This window comes from Paenibacillus sp. FSL R10-2736, assembly GCF_038000245.1.
In the GTDB taxonomy this organism is placed as follows: Bacteria; Bacillota; Bacilli; order Paenibacillales; family Paenibacillaceae; genus Paenibacillus_AQ; species Paenibacillus_AQ phytohabitans.
The window spans coordinates 1,574,393-1,596,875 of the sequence record NZ_JBBOBN010000001.1 but is presented as its reverse complement, the minus strand read 5'-3'; the positions used below and the strand labels follow the sequence as shown (position 1 = coordinate 1,596,875).

The following is a 22,483-nucleotide window of genomic DNA, read 5'->3' as shown; positions in this document are numbered from 1 at the left end:
CATATGTAGCAAGCCTGAGTGAAGGCATCTCTTCAGGCTTGCTACACGCCTTACCTATCCAATTTTATTTTTGGGCTGCGAGGTAACGGTCATATCCATCTTGGTATATCTTTATCAAATCGTCCAAGCCCATATCTTTAAGCGCAGCCAGATAGTCACTCCACTCGGAGTCAGAAACCCCTTTTAACATGAATTTCGCACGCATGGAATTTGTATAGGTTTGGATCTCAGGTTTCAGTTTTTCGATAGTTTTTAATTCTTCTTCTGTAAAGAAGATGTTCGGATATTTCTCCTTCTGCATTTGCGGCACAAAAATATTTTTGATATCATCCAATCTTTGCTGCGCCCGTGCTTCCGGAGGTGCAATTTTTTCGAAGTCTTCACCAGTGAATACACCGCCGCCACCTAGTGATACGGTTTGACGGAACTCACCCGGATTACTGATATCCGACTTTTGCACCAATTTGCCATCGGCAGATTTCTCAAACCATTCTCCGATCGGGCCCCAACGGACTTCCGCAGTAGTTTCCGGTTTGTATATCAAATCCAACCATGCAGCAACTAAAGCAGGATTTTTTGCTTCTTTTGTAATAACCGAACCGCCTCTCGAAAGAGCAGAACCACTGTTCCATTTGACAACCATATCTTTAAAAGGAGGGACGATCGGGTAATGCTGATCACGTTCAGGACCCACTACGTCTGTATGATCCCACCAGAGAAAGGAACCAAGAGTTTCCGGTTCAGTCTTTCCTTTCGCATAATATTGCGTGTATTCTTGAGTGAAGGATTCTTGATCAACAAGGCCCTCTGCTACCCATTTCGCGATCTCGTTTACAGCATCTTTATATCCATCTTGGATAGCTGCGTAGGAAACCTTGCCATTGTCTACATTTAGATGTTCAGCATAGGCATTGTTACCAGGTTGATAAGTTTTGTCTGGTACACCGAAGGCGCCGAACAGATAACCGATATCACCCGTCCAAAATGCATTGACGAAGGACAAGGGGACTTCATCTGCTTTTCCGTTGCCATTCGGATCTTTGGTTTTAAAGGCAAGCAATACATCATGATATTCTTGAAGAGTGGTTGGCATTGCCAGCCCCAGCTTTTTCAGCCAATCTTCATTGATATAGAGGAAATCCGGGTTAGAACCAATATCTTCTTGACCGGTGCCAAGCTCCTCACCCGCAGGAAGGGAATAAATATTGCCGTCCGGGGCTGTAACAATGGCTTTGATATCCGGTCTCTTGTCAAACAATGCTTTCAAGTTAGGCATGTGTTTGTCAATTAGATCATTTAGAGGTATAATTGTGCCGTCCGCACCGTATTTCATCAGCTCTGTATCTGTAAAACTGGCTCCGAAGAACATTTCAGGCAAGTCGCCACTTGCTATGAGCAAATTCTTCTTCTCGTTGTAATCTGTCTCGACAATGGTATTCCAATCGATATGAACATTTGACGCTTCTTCAAGTTTTTTAGCCATGGTCATTTCGTTATAATCGCTTGGCGCGAGCGGAGCTCTACGGGCAACCACCTTTAAGGTGGTTTTTTCTTTCAGTGGAAACTGAATGGATGCACTGTCGTCCACTTGATTTCCACTATTCTCTGTATTCGTGCCTGCCTTACCATCGTTGCTGTTGCTGCTGTTGTTGCTGTTACAGGCCGTAGCAAACACGGAAACGGCCATCATTACTGCCAATAGACCCACAGCTTTTCTGTTCATTCTTCTTAACCTCCCTATTGAATCTGCTCATTTCATTCTTCTTGAATCTGGGATTAGCCAGTCCCATTCTAACCGAGCTTCGCAACACCTCCTTAACGACTATTTGACAGGCCACTTCTCACCCCTTCACAGAACCTACCATTACTCCTTTGACAAAATATCTTTGCAGGAACGGGTATAAGGCTAACAGCGGAACAGCAGAAACGATAATTACCCCGAACTTGATTAATTCTGTCACACGCTGTTTGGCCAGCATGTTATCAATATCCATAAGCATATTCCCGGACGGCTGGCTCTGGATCAGGATGTTGCGCAGGACCAATTGCAACGGAAACTTATCACCATCACTCAGATAAATTAGAGCATCGAAGAATCCATTCCATTGGCGCACGACTGCGAAGAGGACAAGAACTGCAATAATCGGTTTAGATAAAGGAAGGACAATACTCCATAGATACCTGAGATTCTTGGCTCCATCAATGGCAGCTGCCTCTCTTAATTCATCAGGCAGTTCCTCGAAAAAGGTTTTTGCTATGATAATCAGGAAAGCGTCCATTGCACCCGGGAGAATGACCGCCCACATCGAGTTCATTAAATGCAGATCCTTTACAACCAGATAGGTCGGAATAATACCGCCGTTAAAGAACATCGTGATGATAAAAAAGGTCATTACAGCATTTCTTCCATAAAAATCTTTCCTCGAAAGTGGATAAGCCGCCATAATGACAAGCGCTGTGCTGACAAGTCCGTTCAGCGCCGCGTAGAGAATGGAATTCTTATAGCCGTTCCATATTGCACTATCGCTGAATATTCTTTTATATCCGTCAAAGGTTATATTCTGCGGCAGAAGCCACACCTCACCGGAATAAATCTTATTCGGGTCACTGATGGAAGCGATCACAATAAAATATAAGGGATACAGAATCATTAAAGTGAAGCAGCCTAGAAACAAATAATTGATAATATCAAATGTCAGATCCGATTTCGTTTTTCTCTTTAGCATGATTTCTCTCCTCCTTCTAACAGGTGTTCTTCGCCCCTAAAATAAGCCTTTGCCGCTTATTTTCTTGGTTGTTTTATTTACAATAACCAGTAGTATCAGGTTTATCACTGAGTTAAACAGCCCGATCGCTGCCGAAAAGCTGTATTCCGCCCGCTGAATCCCCACTTTGTATACGTAAGTTGGAATAATCTCTGATGTAGCGACATTCAAATCGGTCTGCATAAGAAACGCCTTCTCAAATCCAACGTTCATTAGATTCCCAACTGCCATAATGAACAAAACAATAATGGTAGGGGCAATACCCGGTAAATCAATATGCCGAATCCGGTGCCACTTGGATGCACCATCCATAACCGCTGCTTCATGCAGATGAGGATCTATCCCTGCCAGGGCTGCCAAATAGATAACGGATGCAAACCCTGTTTCCTGCCATACGGATGAGAATATGTACAGAGGCCTGAACCACTTCTCCTCTCCCATAAACATAATCGGCTCCCCGCCGAAGGCGGTTACAATATGATTAACCAAGCCGCTGGTTGGGGACAGAAAGATAAACAACATACCTACCAATACGACAGTTGAAATGAAATATGGTGCATAAATCGTAGTTTGAATGAATTTTTTCATCTTCTGCTGTCTCAATTGGTTCAGCATAATTGCTACTATAATGGGAAAGGGAAAAGCTATAGCCAAATTGAGCACACTTAGTAAGAGAGTATTTCCTACGATTTGTTTAAAATTATACGATTCAAAAAAGCGTTGAAAATGTTCAAACCCTACCCACTCACTGCCCCAAACCCCTTTGGAAGCTACAAAGTCTTTAAAGGCGATTTGTACCCCATACATAGGCCAATATTTAAAAATTGTAAAATAGGCTATTGGGATTAAAATCAGTAAATACAATTCATAATTCTTTTTCATTTTCCCAAGCATATATTTTCCTCCATTCCCAAGGTAAACGATTACGTAATAGACAAGAGCTATTTCTATAATTTTGTAAGCTCCCCCGCTCCAAATGGTAAAGTGGATATGTGCCTATTATATAAAAAAATAAGGATTTATTTTTTTATATAAATACACTTATCAAAACCAAATTTAACAAAAGGTAATCGTTTGCGTAATCGTTTTTATAAATTGATTTTATTTGTTTTTGATAGCGTTGTCAATAAAATTTCCTTCCCCTTGAATTTCTTTTTTCAATTGCTCAAAATTCGGTTCATACATTGGAAGACGGACAGAGAATGCACCCTGTCCGTTTTATTCAGAATACCTCTAGTAGCTTATCGTTGCATAGAAATTAACCCATGTGCTGCTTGTCGTTGTTATTTTAAGGCGGTGAAGTACCCCGTTATCTGTAGAATAAAAAGTGTTACTCCCATTGGAGGAGATGTAAACATCCCCCCGATCCTCGAACAGACCGGTAGATGGATTATATTTTTGAATGGTCACTTTCAGATTACTGCCACTTGAAAGTCCAGACAATGAATTTACATTGAGTATGGCTTTAAAATCTGGCCGGTCAGGTGTAAAGGTCTGACTATACCGTGTTTCCATTGGAAACACATTGCTGACAGAAAGATTTTCAGTTGCAGCACTGACCATATTAGGAATCAGGAACAGACAAAACACCAAACATAGCATCGTGATTTTTCTGGTTTTATTTATAATCCTCATAATCATATCCTCCTGTTAACCTTTTTTTAATTCTAATTCACAAGTACCGGCACGTTCACATCATCCACATTAATATGGCCGAAACCTCCAGTAGCATTGTCGACAATTTTAATATAGCAATCAGTCCCTACAAAAGAAGCAGCCTCCCAAGTAATGCGGTTATAGGCCTCATCGCTATTGCCTGTCGCTTTTAGCAGCTCAGTGCCATCCGATGCCCGGACCAAAGCAATGTATAAATTATTGATATCGTTCCCTCCGCCGATCAGAAAATCAATCGTTCCATTACCGCCAAGGGTAAATGACGCAGATTTCAGCACTCCTACCTGAGAATCACCCCCATCCTTAAATCCCCAGAGATGATACGCACCGCTTTGATTAAAGGGCCCTCCCCATCCCCAGTTCGTATCCGCTGCAACATCGGCATCACTGAACGCATTACCACTTACAATTGTCCAGCCGTTAAGGTTACCGCTCTCAAAGTCATGGTTAGTCAAACTGCCAGTCGCCTGTGCAGCTTGGGTGGTTGCTGTGACACTGTTGCTTGCTGCCGAGATATTTCCCGCAGCATCCTTTGCTTTGACCGTATAGACATAGGGTGTATTGGTTGTCAGTCCGCTATCTGTATAAGTTGCTGTTGTACTAGTAGCTACCTGTACTCCATTCCGGTAAACCAAGTATCCAGTTACTCCTATATTATCTGTTGAAATCGTCCAACCCAGGGATACAGAATCCTTAGTTGTGCCGGTTGCTGCCAGATTCTTCGGAGCTGACGGAGCTTCGGTGTCAGCAGCTCCACTGCTGACCGGAACGTTCACATCGTCCACATTGATATGGCCGAAACCTCCAGTAGCACTGTCGACAATCTTGATATAGCATTCTTTTCCAATATAAGCAGCGGCATTCCAAGTAACACGACTATAAGCCTCATTGCTGTTGCCTGTCGCTTTTATCAATTCAGTGCCGTCCGATGCCCGAACCAAAGCGACATATAAATTATTGATATCATTCCCTCCGCCGATCAGAAAATCGATAGAACCGCTGCCACCGAGGGTAAATGTAGCAGACTTCAGTACACCTACCTGAGAATCTCCCCCATCCTTGAACCCCCAAAGATGGTACTTGCCACTTTGATTAAACGGTCCTCCCCATCCCCAGCTCGTATCCTCCGCAACATCCGCATCACTGAACGCATTTCCACTTACAATTGTCCAGCCGTTAAGGTTACCGCTCTCAAAGTCATGGTTTGTCAAACTGCCAGTTACCGCCGCAGCCTGGGTGGTTGCTGTTACGCTGTTGCTTGCTGCGGAGAGATTTCCCGCCTCATCCTTTGCTTTGACCGTATAGAGATAGGCCGTAGCTGCTACCAGCCCGCTATCTGTAAAAGCGGCTGTCGTACTCGTCCCTGCCTGAACTCCATTCCGATAAATTACGTAGCCGGTTACTCCTGCGTTATCTGTTGATGCCGTCCAGCTAAGGGATATGGAATTCGATGTGGTCCCGGTCGCTGTAAGGTTCTTAGGTGCTGTCGGTGCTTCTGCATCAACAGTTCCACCTTGAACCGGGACATTAAAATCATCAATATTAATATGGCCCCACTCATCCGTTCGTTCATCGACTATTTTGATATACATGGATGTACCTATATATTGGGTAGCATCCCAGTATCTCTTGGTGTACCCTTCCGTAATGCCCTTGGTGCTCGGCCAGTTCCAATAGCTTCCCGGTCCGCTTGACCTGAAGAGCTCTTTCCCGTCTGAAGCACGTACAAAGGACACATATAATTTATCAATATCAGACCCTCCGCCGATCAGGAAGCTAACCTGGCCGTTGCCTCCGAGTGTAAACTCCTTAGACTTTAATACTCCTGTGGCAGCATTCCCACCGCTTAATTGCCCGGATAGGTGGTAATTACCTTCATGATTATACGGTTGGTTGTTTCCGAATATCGCTGCATTTGTAACCCCCGCATTAGTAAAGACTGTACCGCTTTCTATGATCCAACCCTCTAAGTTACCGTTTTCAAAGCCGCTGTTTGAAATTTTCCCAGCAGGCGCCGCAATAATAGTAACTAAGCGTGAAGCTGTTTTTGCACCGTCTCTTGTTTGGACCATAATGGTTGCAGTCCCGACGGATTTACCAGTAACCACTCCGTTAACAACCGACGCGACTGAGGTGTTGCTGGAAGTCCATATTACATCTTTGTTCGTAGCGTTTGCCGGTGCAATTGTAGCATTAAGCGTTTTTTTGCCGCCTACGGCTACCTCCAGATTTGCAGGACTCAAGCTCACACCACTGACTGCCACTGGGTTATATGCAGAATTCATTGCCCAAACCTTAAGTGACTTAACAACGATTGAGCTGGTGTTTGCATCTCCCCACAATTGAAGACCTTTGGCATCCGCTCTGGTAGAATAAGTACGCGTAGTAATAGATTTAAGTCCATTCAAGTAAGATTCAACCATGGATTTATCCAAATATACGTGTAGTTTGACATTCTCACTGCCGATATCTATAGTGCCTTTTTGGATACCCTTATTTTGACCGGCAATCGTCTTTGTTCGGTCGACACCATATTCCTTAGTACTGTTTTTGTAATAAATTAATGTCTCTTCTTCGTTGTTAGGAGATTTTCGAACTTTGATTCCTACACTGTCAGCAGAACCGCGGCTCAATTCCATTTCAATCTCCACCGTATCGCTTTGAATGGAAGAAAGGGCAGCATTGGCTGAAGCAAAACTCGTATCTGTTGTAATATTTACAAGTTGCTGGCCTCTTAAGGACTGCAGCTCGGAGATTGGATTAATCCCCAATTTGCCATCCGGGCGAAGCGAAAGTTCTACCGGCAGACCGGCATTATGTGCCCAACCTGCATCGGACTCTTCCTGAGAGTTCCTTTCCCCTTGAGCAATGGTGAACATAATATTACGTCCTGACTGCGGATCTTTAAAACCGCTTGGACCTGTAAAATGAAAGTCTCCAAAATCCATCAATTGAGGCTTGGGATCATCAGGAGTGAACTTCGCCGTAGAAGCATTCCAAGTACCAATCCAATAATACACCTCCACATTCGCTCCGCTTCCGACCGGGCTAATAGCCAATAAATGCTTGCCGTTTCCCAGAGACATCATAACTGGCAGTTCCCATACGCCGCCTAATTCCGGATAAGTTGATGGATTGGTTTGGTAGATGGGTCCGCGATAGGTCCAATTCATCAGATTAGGATCCGTTGTGGAGTAGACAGCTGCAGATCCACCCTGGCCCTCATAACCCGTTCCTACCAGCATAAACCAGGTTGAACCCTCTTTGAACACATACGGGTCTCTGAATTCACCGAATTTCCCGTATTGCTGGGCAACAGCCAACTTTGGCTCTTTTACCCATTTCTTCAAATCGTTATCGCCATCCGTCTGAACTGTACTACGGGCAACTCCTACGTTCTGGTTGCTGTTAAGGTACGCTCTTGAATCATTGCCGGCAGTGAAGAAAAGAGTAGGATTTCCTGAATCATCAATGACTGCACTTCCAGTCCAATCCCCATCGGGATCTACCTGGAACAATTCTGGTGATAAGGCAGGCTGCACGTCTCTCCAATGCACCATGTCTTCGCTGACCCAGTGCCCCCACTGCATATTATGCCAATAAGGCCCATGCTGGTTATTCTGATAGAACAAATGGTATTGCCCATTATAATACAACGGTGCATGGGGTTCATTCATCCAGTGCCCCGGAGCAATAGCATGATAAATAGGGCGGTAGCGGTCACCATCGTAGACATTTCTGTCAAAACTAAGGTTTGGCGTCGGCAGGTTTCCTCCAAGGGCTGACATGTAGCTCTGATAGGAATTTTCCGCTTCAGCATTTGTATACGCTCCGTTGTATATTTTCACATCATCGATAAGTCCGTTAAACATATTTAAAGGAAATACGCCAAGTTGGGTGCTTTGGTTGTTTTTTCCGATTAATAGCTGATTCCCTGACGATGTGATTGTGGAATTTGCAGGAATACTGCTCCTACCCACTTGACGACCGTTGAGGAAAAGCTTCATTGTGCCGGATGCTCCGTCTACAGTGGCAATCAGATGAGACCATTCATTTCTCGGTATCGGCTCATAGGACCAAACCTCATACCATTGCCCACCCGAGCCGATTTGAAACGACCAGGTTCCATGCCGGAACATTCCAAGGACAAAACCTTGTTTACCAGGTTTATCGTGCTGATTGACGATTGCTGAGAGGGTGCCGTTGTCGCCCCATTCATAGGCTCTGGGAGCAACCCAGGCTTCAATCGTCATACTCTGAGAAGGAGTGGTGATCGGTGAGTGTGTCACCCAATTCGAGTACCCGTCAAATAGCAGGGACTTGCCTGAAATCCCGTCACTGCGCCATATTGGATCACTCGAGGGCTTGTAAATTGCATTATTGAAAACATAATGAATTGAATCACTCGAATTGCTAATATTATCCTTTGTCGTCTTTCCGCTTCCCTCATTAAAGTTCCATTCTGCAATTTTAGTAGCTGCGGCTTCAACTCTAGGCGTATAGATTCCATAAGGTATCATTAACAAAACAATGAGCATGCTTGTCAATACTCGAACCAATTTTACTTTTCTTTTCACAAAACACCCTCCCACTTTTCACATAAATCTCCTTCATCCTTGGCAAATAATCTTTTATTATCTTCCTTTAGCAATGAAACCTAATTCAAATAATTATCAATAAGTAATTATCAATAAGCCTCACCGCCTCTCAGATTGATCTGCAGCCTTTATAAAAACGCTTACAAGAAGGTTAAAAGCCATTTCAATGATTTGTAGCGTTTGTACTGCTAAAATCATTGAAACGTTTGCGTAATCGTTTGCGTAATGAATAAAAAAAAGTCAGAGCGATTGTCTGACTATGAAATTGGCTTGTAAGCTATGTTCTTCTTTTCCGGAAGTCCCATCTTCAATTCTCTTCAATATCACTTCAGCAGTTTTTACACCTAGCTGGAATGACGGCTGTTGAATAACGGTTAACGGTGGATGAGTGACCCGTGTCCACTGAACATCATCGAATCCAACTACCGCTAACTGGTCCGGTATACGAATCGAATGGTCTTGCAGATACGTCATTGCACCCATTGCCATCACATTATCCGTCACAAAAATAGCTGTTGGGTTCATTTCAAGCAAGTTCCCCATCTTATTGTATCCGTTCTCAAAGCTCACATCTCCAAAACAAATCAACGAATCATCCAATTCAATACCTGCGTTCGTCAATGTTTCAGAATAACCTTCATACCGTTCAATCGTTGTCGTTACTGAAAGGGGGCCGGATAAAAAGGCAATTCTTTGGTGGCCTTTGTCTAGAATCATTTGTATTGCTTCCTTAGTCGCAGTTTTGTTGTCAATGAGAACGGAATCCCGTTCACAACGAATAGGGACCCTATCAATATAAACCACAGGATAATCTCCGAACAGTCGTTCGTAATCACAATCCCTGCTGGCCGGAGCCACAATCAGTCCGTCAATCATTTGGGAATCAAACATACTGATTTCTTTGTTTTCCACTTCAACATTGTCACTGGAATCACTCAAGATAAGATGATAGCCTCTTTGTTTCAATACGCTTTGAACTCCGGCTGCGACCGACATAAAATAAAAGTTGGAAGTTTCAGAAGCAAGCAGCGGTGCAAGAAACGCAATAATATACGACCTGCGGCTGCGTAGTGAACGCGCTACTGAATTGATTCGGAAGTTCAACTCATTCATTGCAAAATGCACCTTCTGTTTCGTCTCATTGGACACAAACCGCGTCCCGTTGATGACATGTGAAACAGTAGCAGTAGATACATTTGCCCTTAAAGCCACATCTTTAATACTGACATTCTTTTTTTCAGTCATCTACACTACACCTGTCTCGTTTCGCATTAAGCATATCCGATACCTCAATTGTTATACCACTATGTTCATTGAAGTAAACGATTACTTACTATATAATATATTTTCACTAGAAGCTTTTGTCAAATATTATTGTCAATGGGATTGTATCCTTACTAAGAGTCAGTTTGGGATCGTTATGAAATTGTCCGTATTCTTCAGAATTAATGTCTGAACTGCTACCTGAAAGCCGGGTGTAACCATGCCGATGAAAAATTGGGCCAAGAACGTAATCCACATAAACGTTGATAGTCCTGATATCGCCATACACAGCGCATTCACTGCTAAACCCACAGCAAGCAGAGAGCGGGCCTGCATGACTTTGCTCAGCAGTACCGTTAGGGCTCCGCCGAGAATCATCCCCCACACCGTTCAAAGAGAGCATCCACCGCAAATATTCCTTCGGCAAACCGAGTCATTCCGTAATGAGAAAGATTCCTAAGGGCTGGATAAACCCGATGCCAAGCCCCGTACAACAAAAGTTTGCGTAATCGTTTACTTTTCTATTATAATCATAAATCGCTTCAGACCTTTCTTGAACGTTTTATCTATCTACAGGGATTTAAAGATGCGCTTTAGAGGTACACAAGAAGGGCTCATTCAACTGAATGCGCCCTTTCAATGTTAATATGGACGCCGAGTCCCTCTTTGTTCTTTCTTTTTATAGATTTCCTTTGGAGATATCTATTAGGTTCACCGTCGTTAAATGTTTTAGCATTCGCAAGTTACTTTTATGCTTCATCACCTTCTCCAACAAAAAGCGTATTTATTATCTTAATTTCATGACTTGTAGAGGTTCACAGCATCCCTATGAAATTAGTATGAGCTTGGATCTTGTTTACTGTCTCCAGCACAAAATCATCTACTTCGGCTTCCTTAATGTATGTAGGTTCATAATCAATGGGGACTTCATTATTGCAGTAGAACTGAACAATATTCTGGATTTGCTTAAAGGTTTGTCCCTCCGGAAAAAACGGCAAGTACTCCGGATATTGCTGGATATATTGAAAATCAGTCCAAAAAACATGCCCGCTGTTTAGCTTCAAATATTTAAAATCCAGCCAGTACCAGTCTCGCTTAACAAGTTGATTGTATTCGGGAGTGCCTATGACCGCTTGATGCACCTGCTCCTCCTGTTTTGTCCTGGTTAACTTGACCCATTCCACATCGGTAATAAGGTGACAATAATACCCCAGATAATAGGAACCTTCATTCGAAGCAATATCAAGATTGTTCAATTCATGCTGCTCAAAAAAATGCTCAGGCTGAATTCCCTGGCCGTCCTTAAAGTGTGTAATCCGTTTGGGCGGAGCAATCTTGCCTTCCTCATCGGCTAACCCGCAATCCGGGCCAATATTACCAACCACAAAGTCAGCCTTGGATACCGGCAGCCCTCTCTTTATTAATTCTTCAGCAATTCTAAAATGAGTAACCCATGTGGCCATTATTTACTCCTCCTGAAGTAGATTTGCATTCGCACAATACAAACTTATATCTTATATCTTTTCCATAATTTTCATTGTAACACAGCTTTTGAAGTTACCAAAAATGAATAATGACGCAAGAAAAAACCTTGATATCTCAAGGTTTTCATTGGATCCAGGATGGGAGGAGTATCGTATGGTCCTTAAGTGTTGTTCATTTCGATTTAGCAAACTCTTCCTCCACAAGCTCCACTAACTCCGAAGCCTTCATGTTCAAAGCCTCAGCAAGAGATAGCAAAGAATTCAAAGTAGGCTGGTGAACACCACGTTCCAGCATGGATATGTAAGTACGATCAAGGTTACTTTGGAAGGCTAATTTCTTCCCTGACAAAACTCCATAACTAACGGAGTGAATCTCGTGTACTTAACAATGTTCCAAAACAATTTCTATTTGAGTCGAATCCAAGAAAAGCAAAAAAACCTTGATTTCTCAAGGTTTCCATTGTACTGCCGAGGACGGGGGTCAAACCCGTCTATACGTTCAGAGATTTGGATACGCTCCTTCCAACTGATTGGCGGCAACCGCACCTCCCCACAAGAATCCTTCTGGAAATTGAAGACTCATATATCAAACCTCCCTGTTATAAATGTTCTAGCGGCGAACGAAAAGCACTGGTGTTCCTTTGTCAATATGGCCCTCTTCCTTTAAGACTTTTATTTCGCTAAAGTCACCAGAATTCGTAACTACAATCGGGGTGATAACCGAATACCCAGCCTCTTCAATGGCGTTAATATCAAATTCTAACAATAAGTCACCTGAAGCCACTTTCGCCTGTTCTTGCACAGCGGCTTTAAAATGCAGTCCCTTCAACTTGACCGTATTCAAACCTACATGAATTAGCAACTCAGCTCCGGACTCTGTTGTAATCAAAACGGCGTGCAGTGTAGGAAACAATCGGCTGACAACACCTGTTACCGGTGAATACAGTTTCCCCTCAGTTGGTTGAATAGCAATTCCCTTACCCATTGCTTCCGATGCAAAAGCCTCATCAGGTACTTTAGATAAAGATAAGATGTTCCCATTGAGTGGGCTAAGCATCGGTTCTGCTATTTTCACTTCAGAAAGGACTTCTTGGTTATCCTGAAGCTTTTCGCTTTTCTCATATCCGAAAACCAATACTAGCGCTGCTGCCAATATAATTGTAATAAGGAACGAGATGACGATTGGAATGATTGGAGAAAATGCAGATAAAGCGAAAATGTTGGTCAGCACGAAACCATGCATACGAGCGCCAAAGAATCCATTGATCGCACCCCCTACAGCGCCAGCGATAATGATATATGGTACGGTTCGCTTGTACCGGAGCATTATCCCGTACACAATTGGTTCCGTTACACCAGCTAAAATGCCCGAAAGTGCAGCGGGTCCTGCAGTTTGTTTCAGATCGCGGTTTTTCGTTTTCAAATAAACTCCAATGGCAAGACCGATTTGTGCCATATTCGCTGCAGCTGACATCGCCAACATGTTATCGTAACCGTTTGCAGCAATGTTTGCAATAACAATTGGGAATAGCCCCCAATGTAAACCCAAGACAACCATAAATGTAAAGCCTGCACCAATGACTGCACCACTTAGCAGTCCACTTGTATTCATCAAAAAGGTGATAACAGAAGCAATACCATCACCTACGTATACACCAAACGGCCCAAAAACAAGTGCAGTGACTGGTACTAAGATACCGATAGACAACATTGGGACTAAAAACAAACTTAGATTTTTATGAATAACCTTCTTCAGCCAACGTTCAAGATAAGCGAAAACAAAAATCGAGATAAAGACCGGAAAAACCTGTGAAGAATATGTCACTAGAATGACAGGAATTCCGAAGAAGTCGCTCCGGTCACCAGCTTGGCTTAGTGCCGTAAAATTCGGTTCCATTAAAGCTGCACCGATGGCCGCAGCCACATAAGGATTGGCTTTCAGTTTAATCGCAAGGGTTACAGCTACAAGTATAGGCAAGAAGTAAAAGACAGCGTTTCCTGCAGCGCTTAAAATTGCATAGGCGCCATCTTGTTCCGTTAACCATCCTAGCTTGGTCAAAATGATAATAAGCGCTTTTAGCATACCGGATCCAACGATCACCGGCAGCAGCGGAGTAAAGGTTCCTGAAATCAAATTAAATAAACCATCCAAGGATCTCGTTTTCGTTTTCGTATTCTCAGTAGATTCTTGACCGCTCCGTCCGATTGACGTATTTTCCATAATCTCCTTATAGACCTCTTCGACATGGCTGCCAACCACGACCTGGAACTCACCTCCGCTTTCGACAACGCTCATAATTCCTTGCAACTTTTTAATTTCTTCTTTTTTCGTGTTTTTTTCATCTTTCAAGCGAAAACGAAGACGAGTTGCACAGTGGGTAAGGTCAATTACATTATTTTCACCACCAACTTTTTCAACAATGTGACTGGCTAACGCTTTTTTGTCCATTTTAACCTCTCCTTAAACGATCTTATAAAACGCGCCCGGGAGGGCGCGGCGTAAATTTCTCAATGACAATACAAAGATACTTTTAACACTTGTGGCTCGCTGCCTAAAGATACGCGATATTCATCACCATTAAGTCTTCTTCCAGGTACCCAGTTTCCGTCTTCATACCAGCCCTCATCGATAGAGATAAATTCTGCACTCTTTCCCGGCTCCATGGATGTAAATTCCACGGAAAATCCATGCCCCGCAATGATGTAATCATGATCAGAAACCGCGATAATTAAACCGCCAGCTGGTGCAGATTCACTGTTCAAACGGTTCTTAAACCGCAGTTGAAAACGGTATCCACCAAGGCGAATCGCTGACGGATAGGCTGTATCCTGCAGGATACCCCGCATTTGCCGGGTTCCGTAATACTGTGTAATCACCGGCGTCATGTGATGCAGCAATTCATAACTCTTAGACAATAACGGCCCCACTCCAGTGCTCTCCATGACCATAAAATGATTCGGGGGTAAAAATCCCGCGCTCCATGGATCAACTCCGTTATCCATCGTTTCAATACCAAAAGGTGTATATCCCAACGCCTGATGCTCCCCAATAGCATAAAAAACGTTCGCTGCTGTTACACTATCCCGGCGTGTCTCAGGTATAAATAATGGATTGTCAGGGCGGTCATAGATTTCACAGACTTGTGCAAACTCGTTAAGATAAATGTCCGGAGCGATGATATCGATATGCGGGCCACCGGCTTTCCAAATATCGATTACATTCTGGTTTGGCCCCCCGGTAGGGTATTGCCCCGGGTCCTGCTCTTCGTATTGCTTCAGCCAAACATTGACGAACATTGGAAGATGATATTCTGCCTTTCCTGCCGCAGCAACCTGATCAATAAAACGGGACATATGCCAAGCTGTGAAGATTTCCTCAGCAGCAGATCCAAAAAGCTGTGTCCACCCAAGCAGATCAGTTCCCTCACTGTCCCAATGCTTTTTAAGGAAAGCATTTAAATGCTCGGCGTGATCCTTAAGATACTGAATCAGCTCAGCAGGCACGTTTTCTTCAAACAATTTGTCTGCCTGAGGCGAACAATCACGTGCTGTACCGAGAAATCCAACTTCATTTTCTACTTGGATCATAATTACCGTTTGTTCCGTACTGTCAATTTGACGAATGAACTGCATTAATTCGGCAAAAGCTTTACTATCGGCTTGGAGTGCCTCTTCAGAATGACAAGATACAATCGGCAATTTTTTCCCATTCGCCGACTGAACCCTTGGAAAGCGGAGTGTGTCGCGCTTGACCCAAGCTGGCACATACGTCGAATGAGAGTTCTTCCACATTCCGAACCAAATGAAAACAAGCTTCAGATTATGTTTCCTGGCGCCTTCAATTAAACCTTGAACCAGTGTGAAATCAAATGTTCCTTCTACCGGCTCGATGAGCTCCCAACTAACCGGTATCACAGCAGTGTTACAATTAAAATAAACTAGGCGCTCCCAGACATTTTTGTTCATATATTCGAGACTGGACGAGCTTGAATTGTGAACTTCTCCAGCCAGGGATATAAAGGGTCTTTCGTTAACGATCAGTCTGTAAGCGTCGCCAAACTTATCCAGATGAGGCATTCCATTGTTGTTTATATGCGTCATACAATCCTCCTGTTTTTATTAAATAAAAATTATTTGCTAAATACACTTCATACACTCATTCTATTCACTCTTTAAATAATTGTAAATAATACATCTTTGCTTTATAATATATAAAAAAATTGCGAAAGAGGCCGCTTATGAAAAGAAATGTTTTTATTCCACCACCTACGTTCAAACATCATTTGATGTATCCGGTAGTCATTGGGCATTATTACGAATTCCCCACCCATCGCGAGAACCGGGAAAGTGGTTTTTTGGCTCAGTATAACCTTCATCTCGTGCTTAGGGGGAAGGGATTTGTTATTCATGAAGGAGAGCGACTTGAATTAACTGGAGGGTGTGGGTTTTTGTATCCTCCGCGAGCGGAGCAACAATACGGAACTGATGAAGACGATCCTTGGGAAATTTGTTTTGTGCATTTCAATGCTGTGGATCCGCTACTATCCATGTGGAAACTCGATAGCACAACAATCTTTAGATTCGCAGGCATTCAACAAGTACAACGGATATTCTCATCAATGTTTGAATTAATGGACACGTTCAGAACAGGTAATGAACCACACCTGTCGGCACTGGTCTACGAGCTGTTGTTATTTCTGTTAAAAAATTCGGAGTCGCTAAAACAGAACAATACCCTTGATCAAAAAGAAGTTATTCACGGAATAGCAGATAAAATTCATGACAAGCCTGGTTTCCATTGGACTTCGGAACATATGGCGGAACTGTCTGGATACAGTCTGTATTATTTCATACGGCTTTTTCAGAAAATTATGGGGATGAAACCGAACGAGTATATTAAAATGAGCAGGATATCAGCCGCAAAGAACCTTTTGGTTGCCACTGACTTACCTATCTATGAAATAGCGGAGAATGTTGGATTTTCAAGCACTAGTTATTTTATTAAGGTCTTTAGAGAAGCTATCGAAACCTCCCCGCAAGTTTACCGGAATATATACAAGCAATTTTAGAGTTATTTCTAAGTGTTTGCCTGCTTTTTATATGAAGACAGACGAAAGTAAGCGAAATGATGACGCTCCTACAAAGAAAAAGCGCCGAATAGGCGCTTGAGGAATGTTTTTATAAAGAATGAAATGGTTGGCGTTGTTCTTCATCCTAGTGCTTTTGTTTCCGTAAAATTATGTCACGGCATCGTTGGTGCTTCGCTGCCGTCACTTACAAAAACCAGATAGAATATAATTAATAACGAAGCAGAAAACGGTCTTTCTCCATATATCATTTTCTGATTTTGCTGATGAAAAACGGATATTCAGGAAAGGCTTCGTATAAATCGTTTTGCATAATTTGATATTTAGTATGACTTATATATTCTTCCAACATTTCAAAGGGCGTATATTTTAAACCTGCCATAAACATCAAATGTCCTCCAGGCTTAATTAAACAAAAGCATGAATCCAAGCTTTTCTCGAAGTCCCCGGTTTCATTAATTGCGGACCCAATTAGAGTTACAATATCAAAGGCCTCTTGAGGCAAATCGGAATCGAAAATGCTTTTGCATAAAACCTTCGATGGATTCGGATGCTGTTCCCTCTGCTGTCTATACTCGAATATCCCACAAATACTTTCGTCAATATCAATGCTGGTTAAACTGCCTCTTCCCTTAAGCCAAAATCCAAGGTAGTCGTCCCAACCTCCAGTTCCAATCCCAATATTACATACCTGGATTTCATCAAAAACATCAAATTTCTTTTTTACATAATCCCTTGACGCCAATAGGGTGTGAATGCATGTTGGAGAGGAGTTCCATTCTCCGGCATCCGGACCATTGAGTTCCAAATAATACTGAAGTAATTTATCATCATCCATTTCCATTGATAAATGCTCCCATCCTTTAATATATTTGGCTTCTTCATTTCCGTCCGCATCCAGAGCAGCCGTTCATTGATCTCATCGATCTTCTTTTCATTGTATTTGAATTCTATATCGTTTATTGGATATTCTGTCGTATAGCCCTTCATGTATTCTTTGAAACGCATATCTATTACCTGTAAATAAAATTCGCCGGCGAAAAGTCTCCATGGACTTGCCCCGTAGGTAAATGATTATAAATATCCCTTAATTCCGTGCTCCGTATTTCTTCTATTGCCTGACCCGATTCTTTCGTATCCTTGAATGAATGATATAGCCACGATGCATTTTGCCTTTCATTTGTCCGATCCGATAAAATGCAGACAAAGGCTGCTCTTCCAGCCTTATCTCCTTTCCAAATTGATATTTGCTGGCAATGTATTCTCCATTGACAGAAGTTATGTATTGTCCATCAATCTGATTCTTAACTCCGTAACAAAGAATTTTTAATCGAAACAACGTGCGCACTACTATCTGTGCACACGTTGTATGAAATGACCTTTGATAATGGATTTCTAATTATTGCTTGGTTTGATCGAATGTACTGACTTTGGGATTGAGCCTTTAAATACTCTAAACTCCCGCTTATTTTTGTACCGTTGCGTGTGATCCTAACGCTCTTATCCCAAGTGCTAATGCCCCGCACAAGCCGGCATTATCGCCGAGCATAGGTGCAACAATATAATGTTCGATATCCGATACAATAGGCTTGGCACTCACGTATCCATTGAGAATGCGGCCTACTTGCTCCCGGATCATCGGGAATAACTGGACTTGCTTCATCACGCCCCCGCCGAGAATGACTTTCTTAGGGGATAATGTCAGGATGACATTCGATATGGCCTGCGCGATGTAGAACGCCTCCATCTCCCATGCCGGGTGGTCTTCCGGCAGTGTATCGCCCTTAGCCTTCCACCTTGCTTCCAGCGCCGGGCCTGCGGCCATTCCTTCCAGACAATCGCCATGATAGGGACAATTGCCACCAAAATCATCGTTCGGATGCCGCCTTGTGAGGATATGTCCACCCTCTGGATGAACAAGTCCATGTACCAGGTTACCTTCGGTATAAACGCCGACTCCTACGCCAGTCCCGATCGTATAGTAGACACAACTATTCAATCCTTGTGCCGCACCCCATGTGGCTTCGCCCAACGCGGCAGCATTGACGTCCGTATCCCAACCGACCGGAACATCGAAGACAGATTTTAGCGTTCCCACGAAATTATATCCGGACCAGCCAGGTTTTGGCGTTGTCGTCACATAACCGTAAGTCGGACTGGAGTGTTCGAGGTCGATCGGACCAAACGATCCGATCCCTATGGTATCGACTCTCTTATCCCGGAAGTAGGCGATGACATTCTCCATCGTCTCTTCGGGTTTACGGGTCGGAAAATGAACCCTATCCTCAATCTCCCCTAATTCATTCCCGACACCACATACAAACTTTGTTCCACCTGCTTCAATTGCCCCGATACGCATGAGCTACCTCCTTGACCTCATCTCTCCATATGCTTCCCAGCTCATTGATTTGGAGCGACACCAGCTTTACGTTTCCGCCAACCGCGTAGAGCTCAAGTCCGTTGCTTTCGGAAGCGGGGAAAATCATGTCCGAAATGACCGCTGTACCATCACCACCGAACACTTCAATCGATGACCAATCCATGAAGATCGACATGCGTACACGGTTGTCAACAGGCAGCAGCGGTGCCTGGTGCTTAGCTGCGAAGTCCGGATGGAAATTCGTAGTGCCTGAATTCGTGCGATCGACAAACAACTCCATGTTTAGGGTATCGTACCCGACCACCGTTTCTTCATCTGCAGACTTTCTAACCTTCATTCCGAACTCCGTTGCGGTTCCAATTTCGAATTCCGCGATCAATTCCGCTTTATCAATAGTGATGTCAGCCAGCGGATTCTTATCCGGAACCAAGGTTACATTCTCCAGAGCCATAAGCGGTGAACCTATCCTTCTCAATTCTTCTACCGGTTCTTGCACCAGACAAAGGCCTTCCCGATAGGTTCTCAACTTCAACTCCCGTGGAATGGATGCATTTCCCCGCCACTTGTCAGTCGGAAGCGTCCCGGCATACCGCCAGTTGTTCATCCAACCGATCCAGAGTTTACGTCCGTCTCCTTCCGGTATATCGCTCCAGGTGACGGCTGCATAGAAATCAGACCCGAAATCAATCCATTTCACATCATGAATCGAAAGAATAGGCTCGTCCGGTGTAAATGTCTTACCATTGAAGCTGCCGACGAAGTACATCATACCGGAGCCTCCTGCCGGTGGTTCAGGCTCATTCGGGTTCACTCCATTACAATCGCCCACACTTAGAATGAGCACCCACTTCTTCTGATTGGGATCACCATCGACATGAATCGGGAATAGATCCGGACATTCATAAACGCCACGATGTGTTCCGATGACGTCAGCGCCAAATGCACTAGCAAATGTCCATTCCTTCAAATTTGGAGAGGTGTAGAATTCCACACGGTCTTGAACAGCCAGAGTCATAATCCAATTGGATGTATCCTCATGCCAGAATACCTTCGGATCGCGGAAATCAAGCGTCGTCTCCGGAAACAAGACCGGGTTCCCTTCATATTTCGTCCAAGTCCGTCCCTTGTCTCTGCTGTAGGCGATGCTTTGAACCTGCGGCTTACCTGACTGCACCTTGTTGTCGTTATTCGTATAGATCGCCACAAGCCCTGACCCGTCCTCATCAAAAAAACCACTTGTGTTATGTGTATCGACTACCGCGCTTCCAGAGAAAATCGCACCGTCCTCACCTGGCGGCAAGGATGCTTCAAGCTCCTCCCAATGGACCAGATCGGTGCTTACCGCGTGCCCCCAATGCATTCTACCGAAATCAGGTTGGCTTGCAAACGGAGTGTGCTGATAAAATAGATGGTACTCATTCTCGTAATATACCATTCCGTTCGGATCGTTCATCCAGTTCTTTTGTGGCGAATAATGATACTGCGGACGGAACTTCTCTGTATAATTCATGTTTCTCCCACTCCTCCAGAATAAAAATAATGATAATAATAATAATAGTCGGAGCATGGCCTACTACAGTATGAACTCATGCTCCGACGGTATGCATTATAATGTAACTGGCTATTTCCCCGCTCTGTCGTAACCTGTTTGTTTGATTTTCAGCCAATCCTGCATGCCAAGACGATCAAGCTCTTTGATGAATGCGTCCCACTCTTTGTCCACGTTTGCGCCTTGCATCCATTCTGTACGCTTCTTCAGAATATATGGCCACAGGTCGGCTTCGGTTTGGGTCAGGCGCTCTGATTCCTCTTTGGAGAAAAACACTCTCGGATACATATGCTCAGCTTTCATATCCGGCACATAGATCTTCTTCAAAATATCAATGCGATAGGCCGCATCGTCCGGCATCGTCGTTACCTTACCGTAATAGGAATCGAGAATAGCTAACGGTCCGCCAGCGCTCGTTTTGACGCGCAGCTCGTTCGGTGAAGCACCGTTCAGCGGCAAGTGCTTCAGCATTTTAGTAGCTTCGTCCATTTCAAAAATATTCTGCTGCGTTTCGTCGCCATAAGTTCCCCAATTGTTCTGTACAGACTGGGACGGATCATACATTGCGTCTATCCATTTAATCGTCGCTTCGATGTTCTTGTTATCGGCTGTGATCACCATTCTGCCGCGGTCAAATCCCATACCGTTCGCACGGGCTACATTCTTCCAGCCGTTCGGCCCTTCCAGTGCCGGCATCGGTTCAAACGGACTGTCCATGCCGCTCACATTCGCCTTGTCCCAAGTGAAGTACAAACCGTAGCGATCATCTTTTGCTTTGGCTATAAATTTGTTCCAGTCTTGGGTTATGAATTCCGGATCGATCAGACCCGCTGCGTACAGTTCCTGAAAGTACTTCATGCCTTCCTTATAGCCCGGCGCCAATACAGCATTGTTCACCTTGCCGTCATTGTCGACCAGCGTTAGATCCCCGTTAAAGCCAGATCCAAAGGAACCGAGAAGGAAGCTTAAATCCTCGTTGCCCCCGTCATCATTAATAAAAGAAATCGGAATCTCGTCGGCTTTGCCATTTCCATTCGGATCCTTCGTTTTGAACGCGATCAACACTTGTTTCAGTTCTTCCGTCGTCTTTGGCATTTGCAGGCCAAGCTTATCCAGCCATGCCTTGTTAATCCACGGAATATTGTTGACAGAGTGAATGCTCTCCTTGCCTTCACCAAGCTCCTCAATCCAAGGGAATGCGAGGATGTGCCCGTCCGGTGAAGTCATCATACCTTTGTATTGGGGTGCTTGCTCCAGCACCTTACTGAGGTTCGGCATTTTCTCAGGCGTAATGTATTCCTCGACAGGAATGATTGTGCCATCATCGGACAACTTCAACAAATCGAAATCACTCAGGCCGGCGTTGAAAAGCGCATCCGGAAGCTCACCTGTGGCCAAAGCCAGATTCCGCTTCTCGACGTAAACATCTTCCGAATAGACTTTCCAGTCAATATGAATGCCGGTCTTTTCTTCCAGGCGTTTGAAGATCAGCTTATCATTCGGGTCTTGAGGAGCAAGCGGTGAGTTCGGCGTCATGAAGGTTAGGGATTGATCACCGGAATTATCCTTTTCTTTGTCGCTTCCTTTATCGCTGCTGCATCCCGTAATTGCCATGGCAGCCGCCAGGGAAATAATGGATACTGTTTTCTTAATATGTTTCATACTAATTCTCCCCTTTTAATG

General features: G+C 43.9%; 15 protein-coding genes and 1 pseudogene. 1 reads left to right on the top strand and 15 read right to left on the bottom strand.

Translation table 11 applies throughout. The annotated features are described in order from the left end of the window. Nucleotides 1-64: 64 nt before the first annotated feature. From NSQ73_RS06890 to NSQ73_RS06840, 11 genes and pseudogenes are all read right to left on the bottom strand, one after another. Nucleotides 65-1,723, bottom strand: coding sequence for an ABC transporter substrate-binding protein (locus NSQ73_RS06890; protein ID WP_340985853.1), 1,659 nt, complete (start codon nt 1,721-1,723; stop codon nt 65-67). A 118-nt stretch (nt 1,724-1,841) separates the two neighbouring features. Continuing rightward, nucleotides 1,842-2,726: a carbohydrate ABC transporter permease gene (locus NSQ73_RS06885; RefSeq protein WP_340985852.1), complete on the bottom strand. Its 885-nt coding sequence runs from the start codon at nt 2,724-2,726 to the stop codon at nt 1,842-1,844. A 36-nt stretch (nt 2,727-2,762) separates the two neighbouring features. Then, nucleotides 2,763-3,659, bottom strand: a complete 897-nt coding sequence (locus NSQ73_RS06880) for an ABC transporter permease (protein WP_340985850.1) — start codon at nt 3,657-3,659, stop codon at nt 2,763-2,765. A gap of 339 nt (nt 3,660-3,998) precedes the next feature. After that, nucleotides 3,999-4,400 carry a hypothetical protein gene (locus NSQ73_RS06875; protein ID WP_340985849.1) on the bottom strand — a complete coding sequence of 134 codons (402 nt, stop codon included), beginning with the start codon at nt 4,398-4,400 and terminating at the stop codon, nt 3,999-4,001. A 32-nt stretch (nt 4,401-4,432) separates the two neighbouring features. After that, the gene (locus NSQ73_RS06870) at nt 4,433-8,959 is read right to left on the bottom strand and encodes a GH32 C-terminal domain-containing protein (protein ID WP_340989214.1); all 4,527 of its coding nucleotides are present in this window, start codon (nt 8,957-8,959) and stop codon (nt 4,433-4,435) included. A gap of 318 nt (nt 8,960-9,277) precedes the next feature. Then, a complete protein-coding gene (locus NSQ73_RS06865; RefSeq protein WP_340985848.1) occupies nt 9,278-10,282 on the bottom strand; it encodes a LacI family DNA-binding transcriptional regulator in 1,005 nt (334 codons plus the stop codon). Nucleotides 10,283-11,115: 833 nt separating this feature from the next. Continuing rightward, entirely contained in the window at nt 11,116-11,763 is a 648-nt protein-coding gene (locus NSQ73_RS06860) for a zinc dependent phospholipase C family protein (protein WP_340985847.1), read from the bottom strand. Nucleotides 11,764-11,956: 193 nt separating this feature from the next. Beyond that, entirely contained in the window at nt 11,957-12,133 is a 177-nt protein-coding gene (locus NSQ73_RS06855) for a helix-turn-helix domain-containing protein (RefSeq protein ID WP_340985846.1), read from the bottom strand. 162 nt (nt 12,134-12,295) lie between these two features. After that, nucleotides 12,296-12,367 (bottom strand): annotated as a pseudogene (locus NSQ73_RS06850) (family 1 glycosylhydrolase); the annotation flags it as partial. Nucleotides 12,368-12,394: 27 nt separating this feature from the next. Beyond that, the gene (locus NSQ73_RS06845; protein ID WP_340985845.1) at nt 12,395-14,233 is read right to left on the bottom strand and encodes a beta-glucoside-specific PTS transporter subunit IIABC; all 1,839 of its coding nucleotides are present in this window, start codon (nt 14,231-14,233) and stop codon (nt 12,395-12,397) included. A 59-nt stretch (nt 14,234-14,292) separates the two neighbouring features. Next, complete coding sequence (locus tag NSQ73_RS06840) at nt 14,293-15,885, bottom strand: GH35 family beta-galactosidase (protein ID WP_340985843.1); 1,593 nt, start codon at nt 15,883-15,885, stop codon at nt 14,293-14,295. 137 nt (nt 15,886-16,022) lie between these two features. On the opposite strand from NSQ73_RS06840, the gene NSQ73_RS06835 reads away from it, so the two are divergent. After that, nucleotides 16,023-16,853, top strand: coding sequence for a helix-turn-helix transcriptional regulator (locus tag NSQ73_RS06835; RefSeq protein WP_340985841.1), 831 nt, complete (start codon nt 16,023-16,025; stop codon nt 16,851-16,853). A 265-nt stretch (nt 16,854-17,118) separates the two neighbouring features. Here the strand turns inward: NSQ73_RS06835 and NSQ73_RS06830 are convergent, their stop codons facing one another. From NSQ73_RS06830 to NSQ73_RS06815, 4 genes are all read right to left on the bottom strand, one after another. Continuing rightward, complete coding sequence (locus NSQ73_RS06830; protein ID WP_340985839.1) at nt 17,119-17,715, bottom strand: class I SAM-dependent methyltransferase; 597 nt, start codon at nt 17,713-17,715, stop codon at nt 17,119-17,121. A 621-nt stretch (nt 17,716-18,336) separates the two neighbouring features. Continuing rightward, a complete protein-coding gene (locus NSQ73_RS06825; protein ID WP_340985837.1) occupies nt 18,337-19,230 on the bottom strand; it encodes an ROK family protein in 894 nt (297 codons plus the stop codon). Continuing rightward, nucleotides 19,211-20,761: a glycoside hydrolase family 32 protein gene (locus tag NSQ73_RS06820; protein WP_340985835.1), complete on the bottom strand. Its 1,551-nt coding sequence runs from the start codon at nt 20,759-20,761 to the stop codon at nt 19,211-19,213. The genes NSQ73_RS06825 and NSQ73_RS06820 overlap by 20 nt, the downstream gene beginning before the upstream one ends. Before the next feature lie 111 nt (nt 20,762-20,872). Continuing rightward, nucleotides 20,873-22,462: an ABC transporter substrate-binding protein gene (locus NSQ73_RS06815; protein WP_340985833.1), complete on the bottom strand. Its 1,590-nt coding sequence runs from the start codon at nt 22,460-22,462 to the stop codon at nt 20,873-20,875. Nucleotides 22,463-22,483 lie beyond the last annotated feature (21 nt).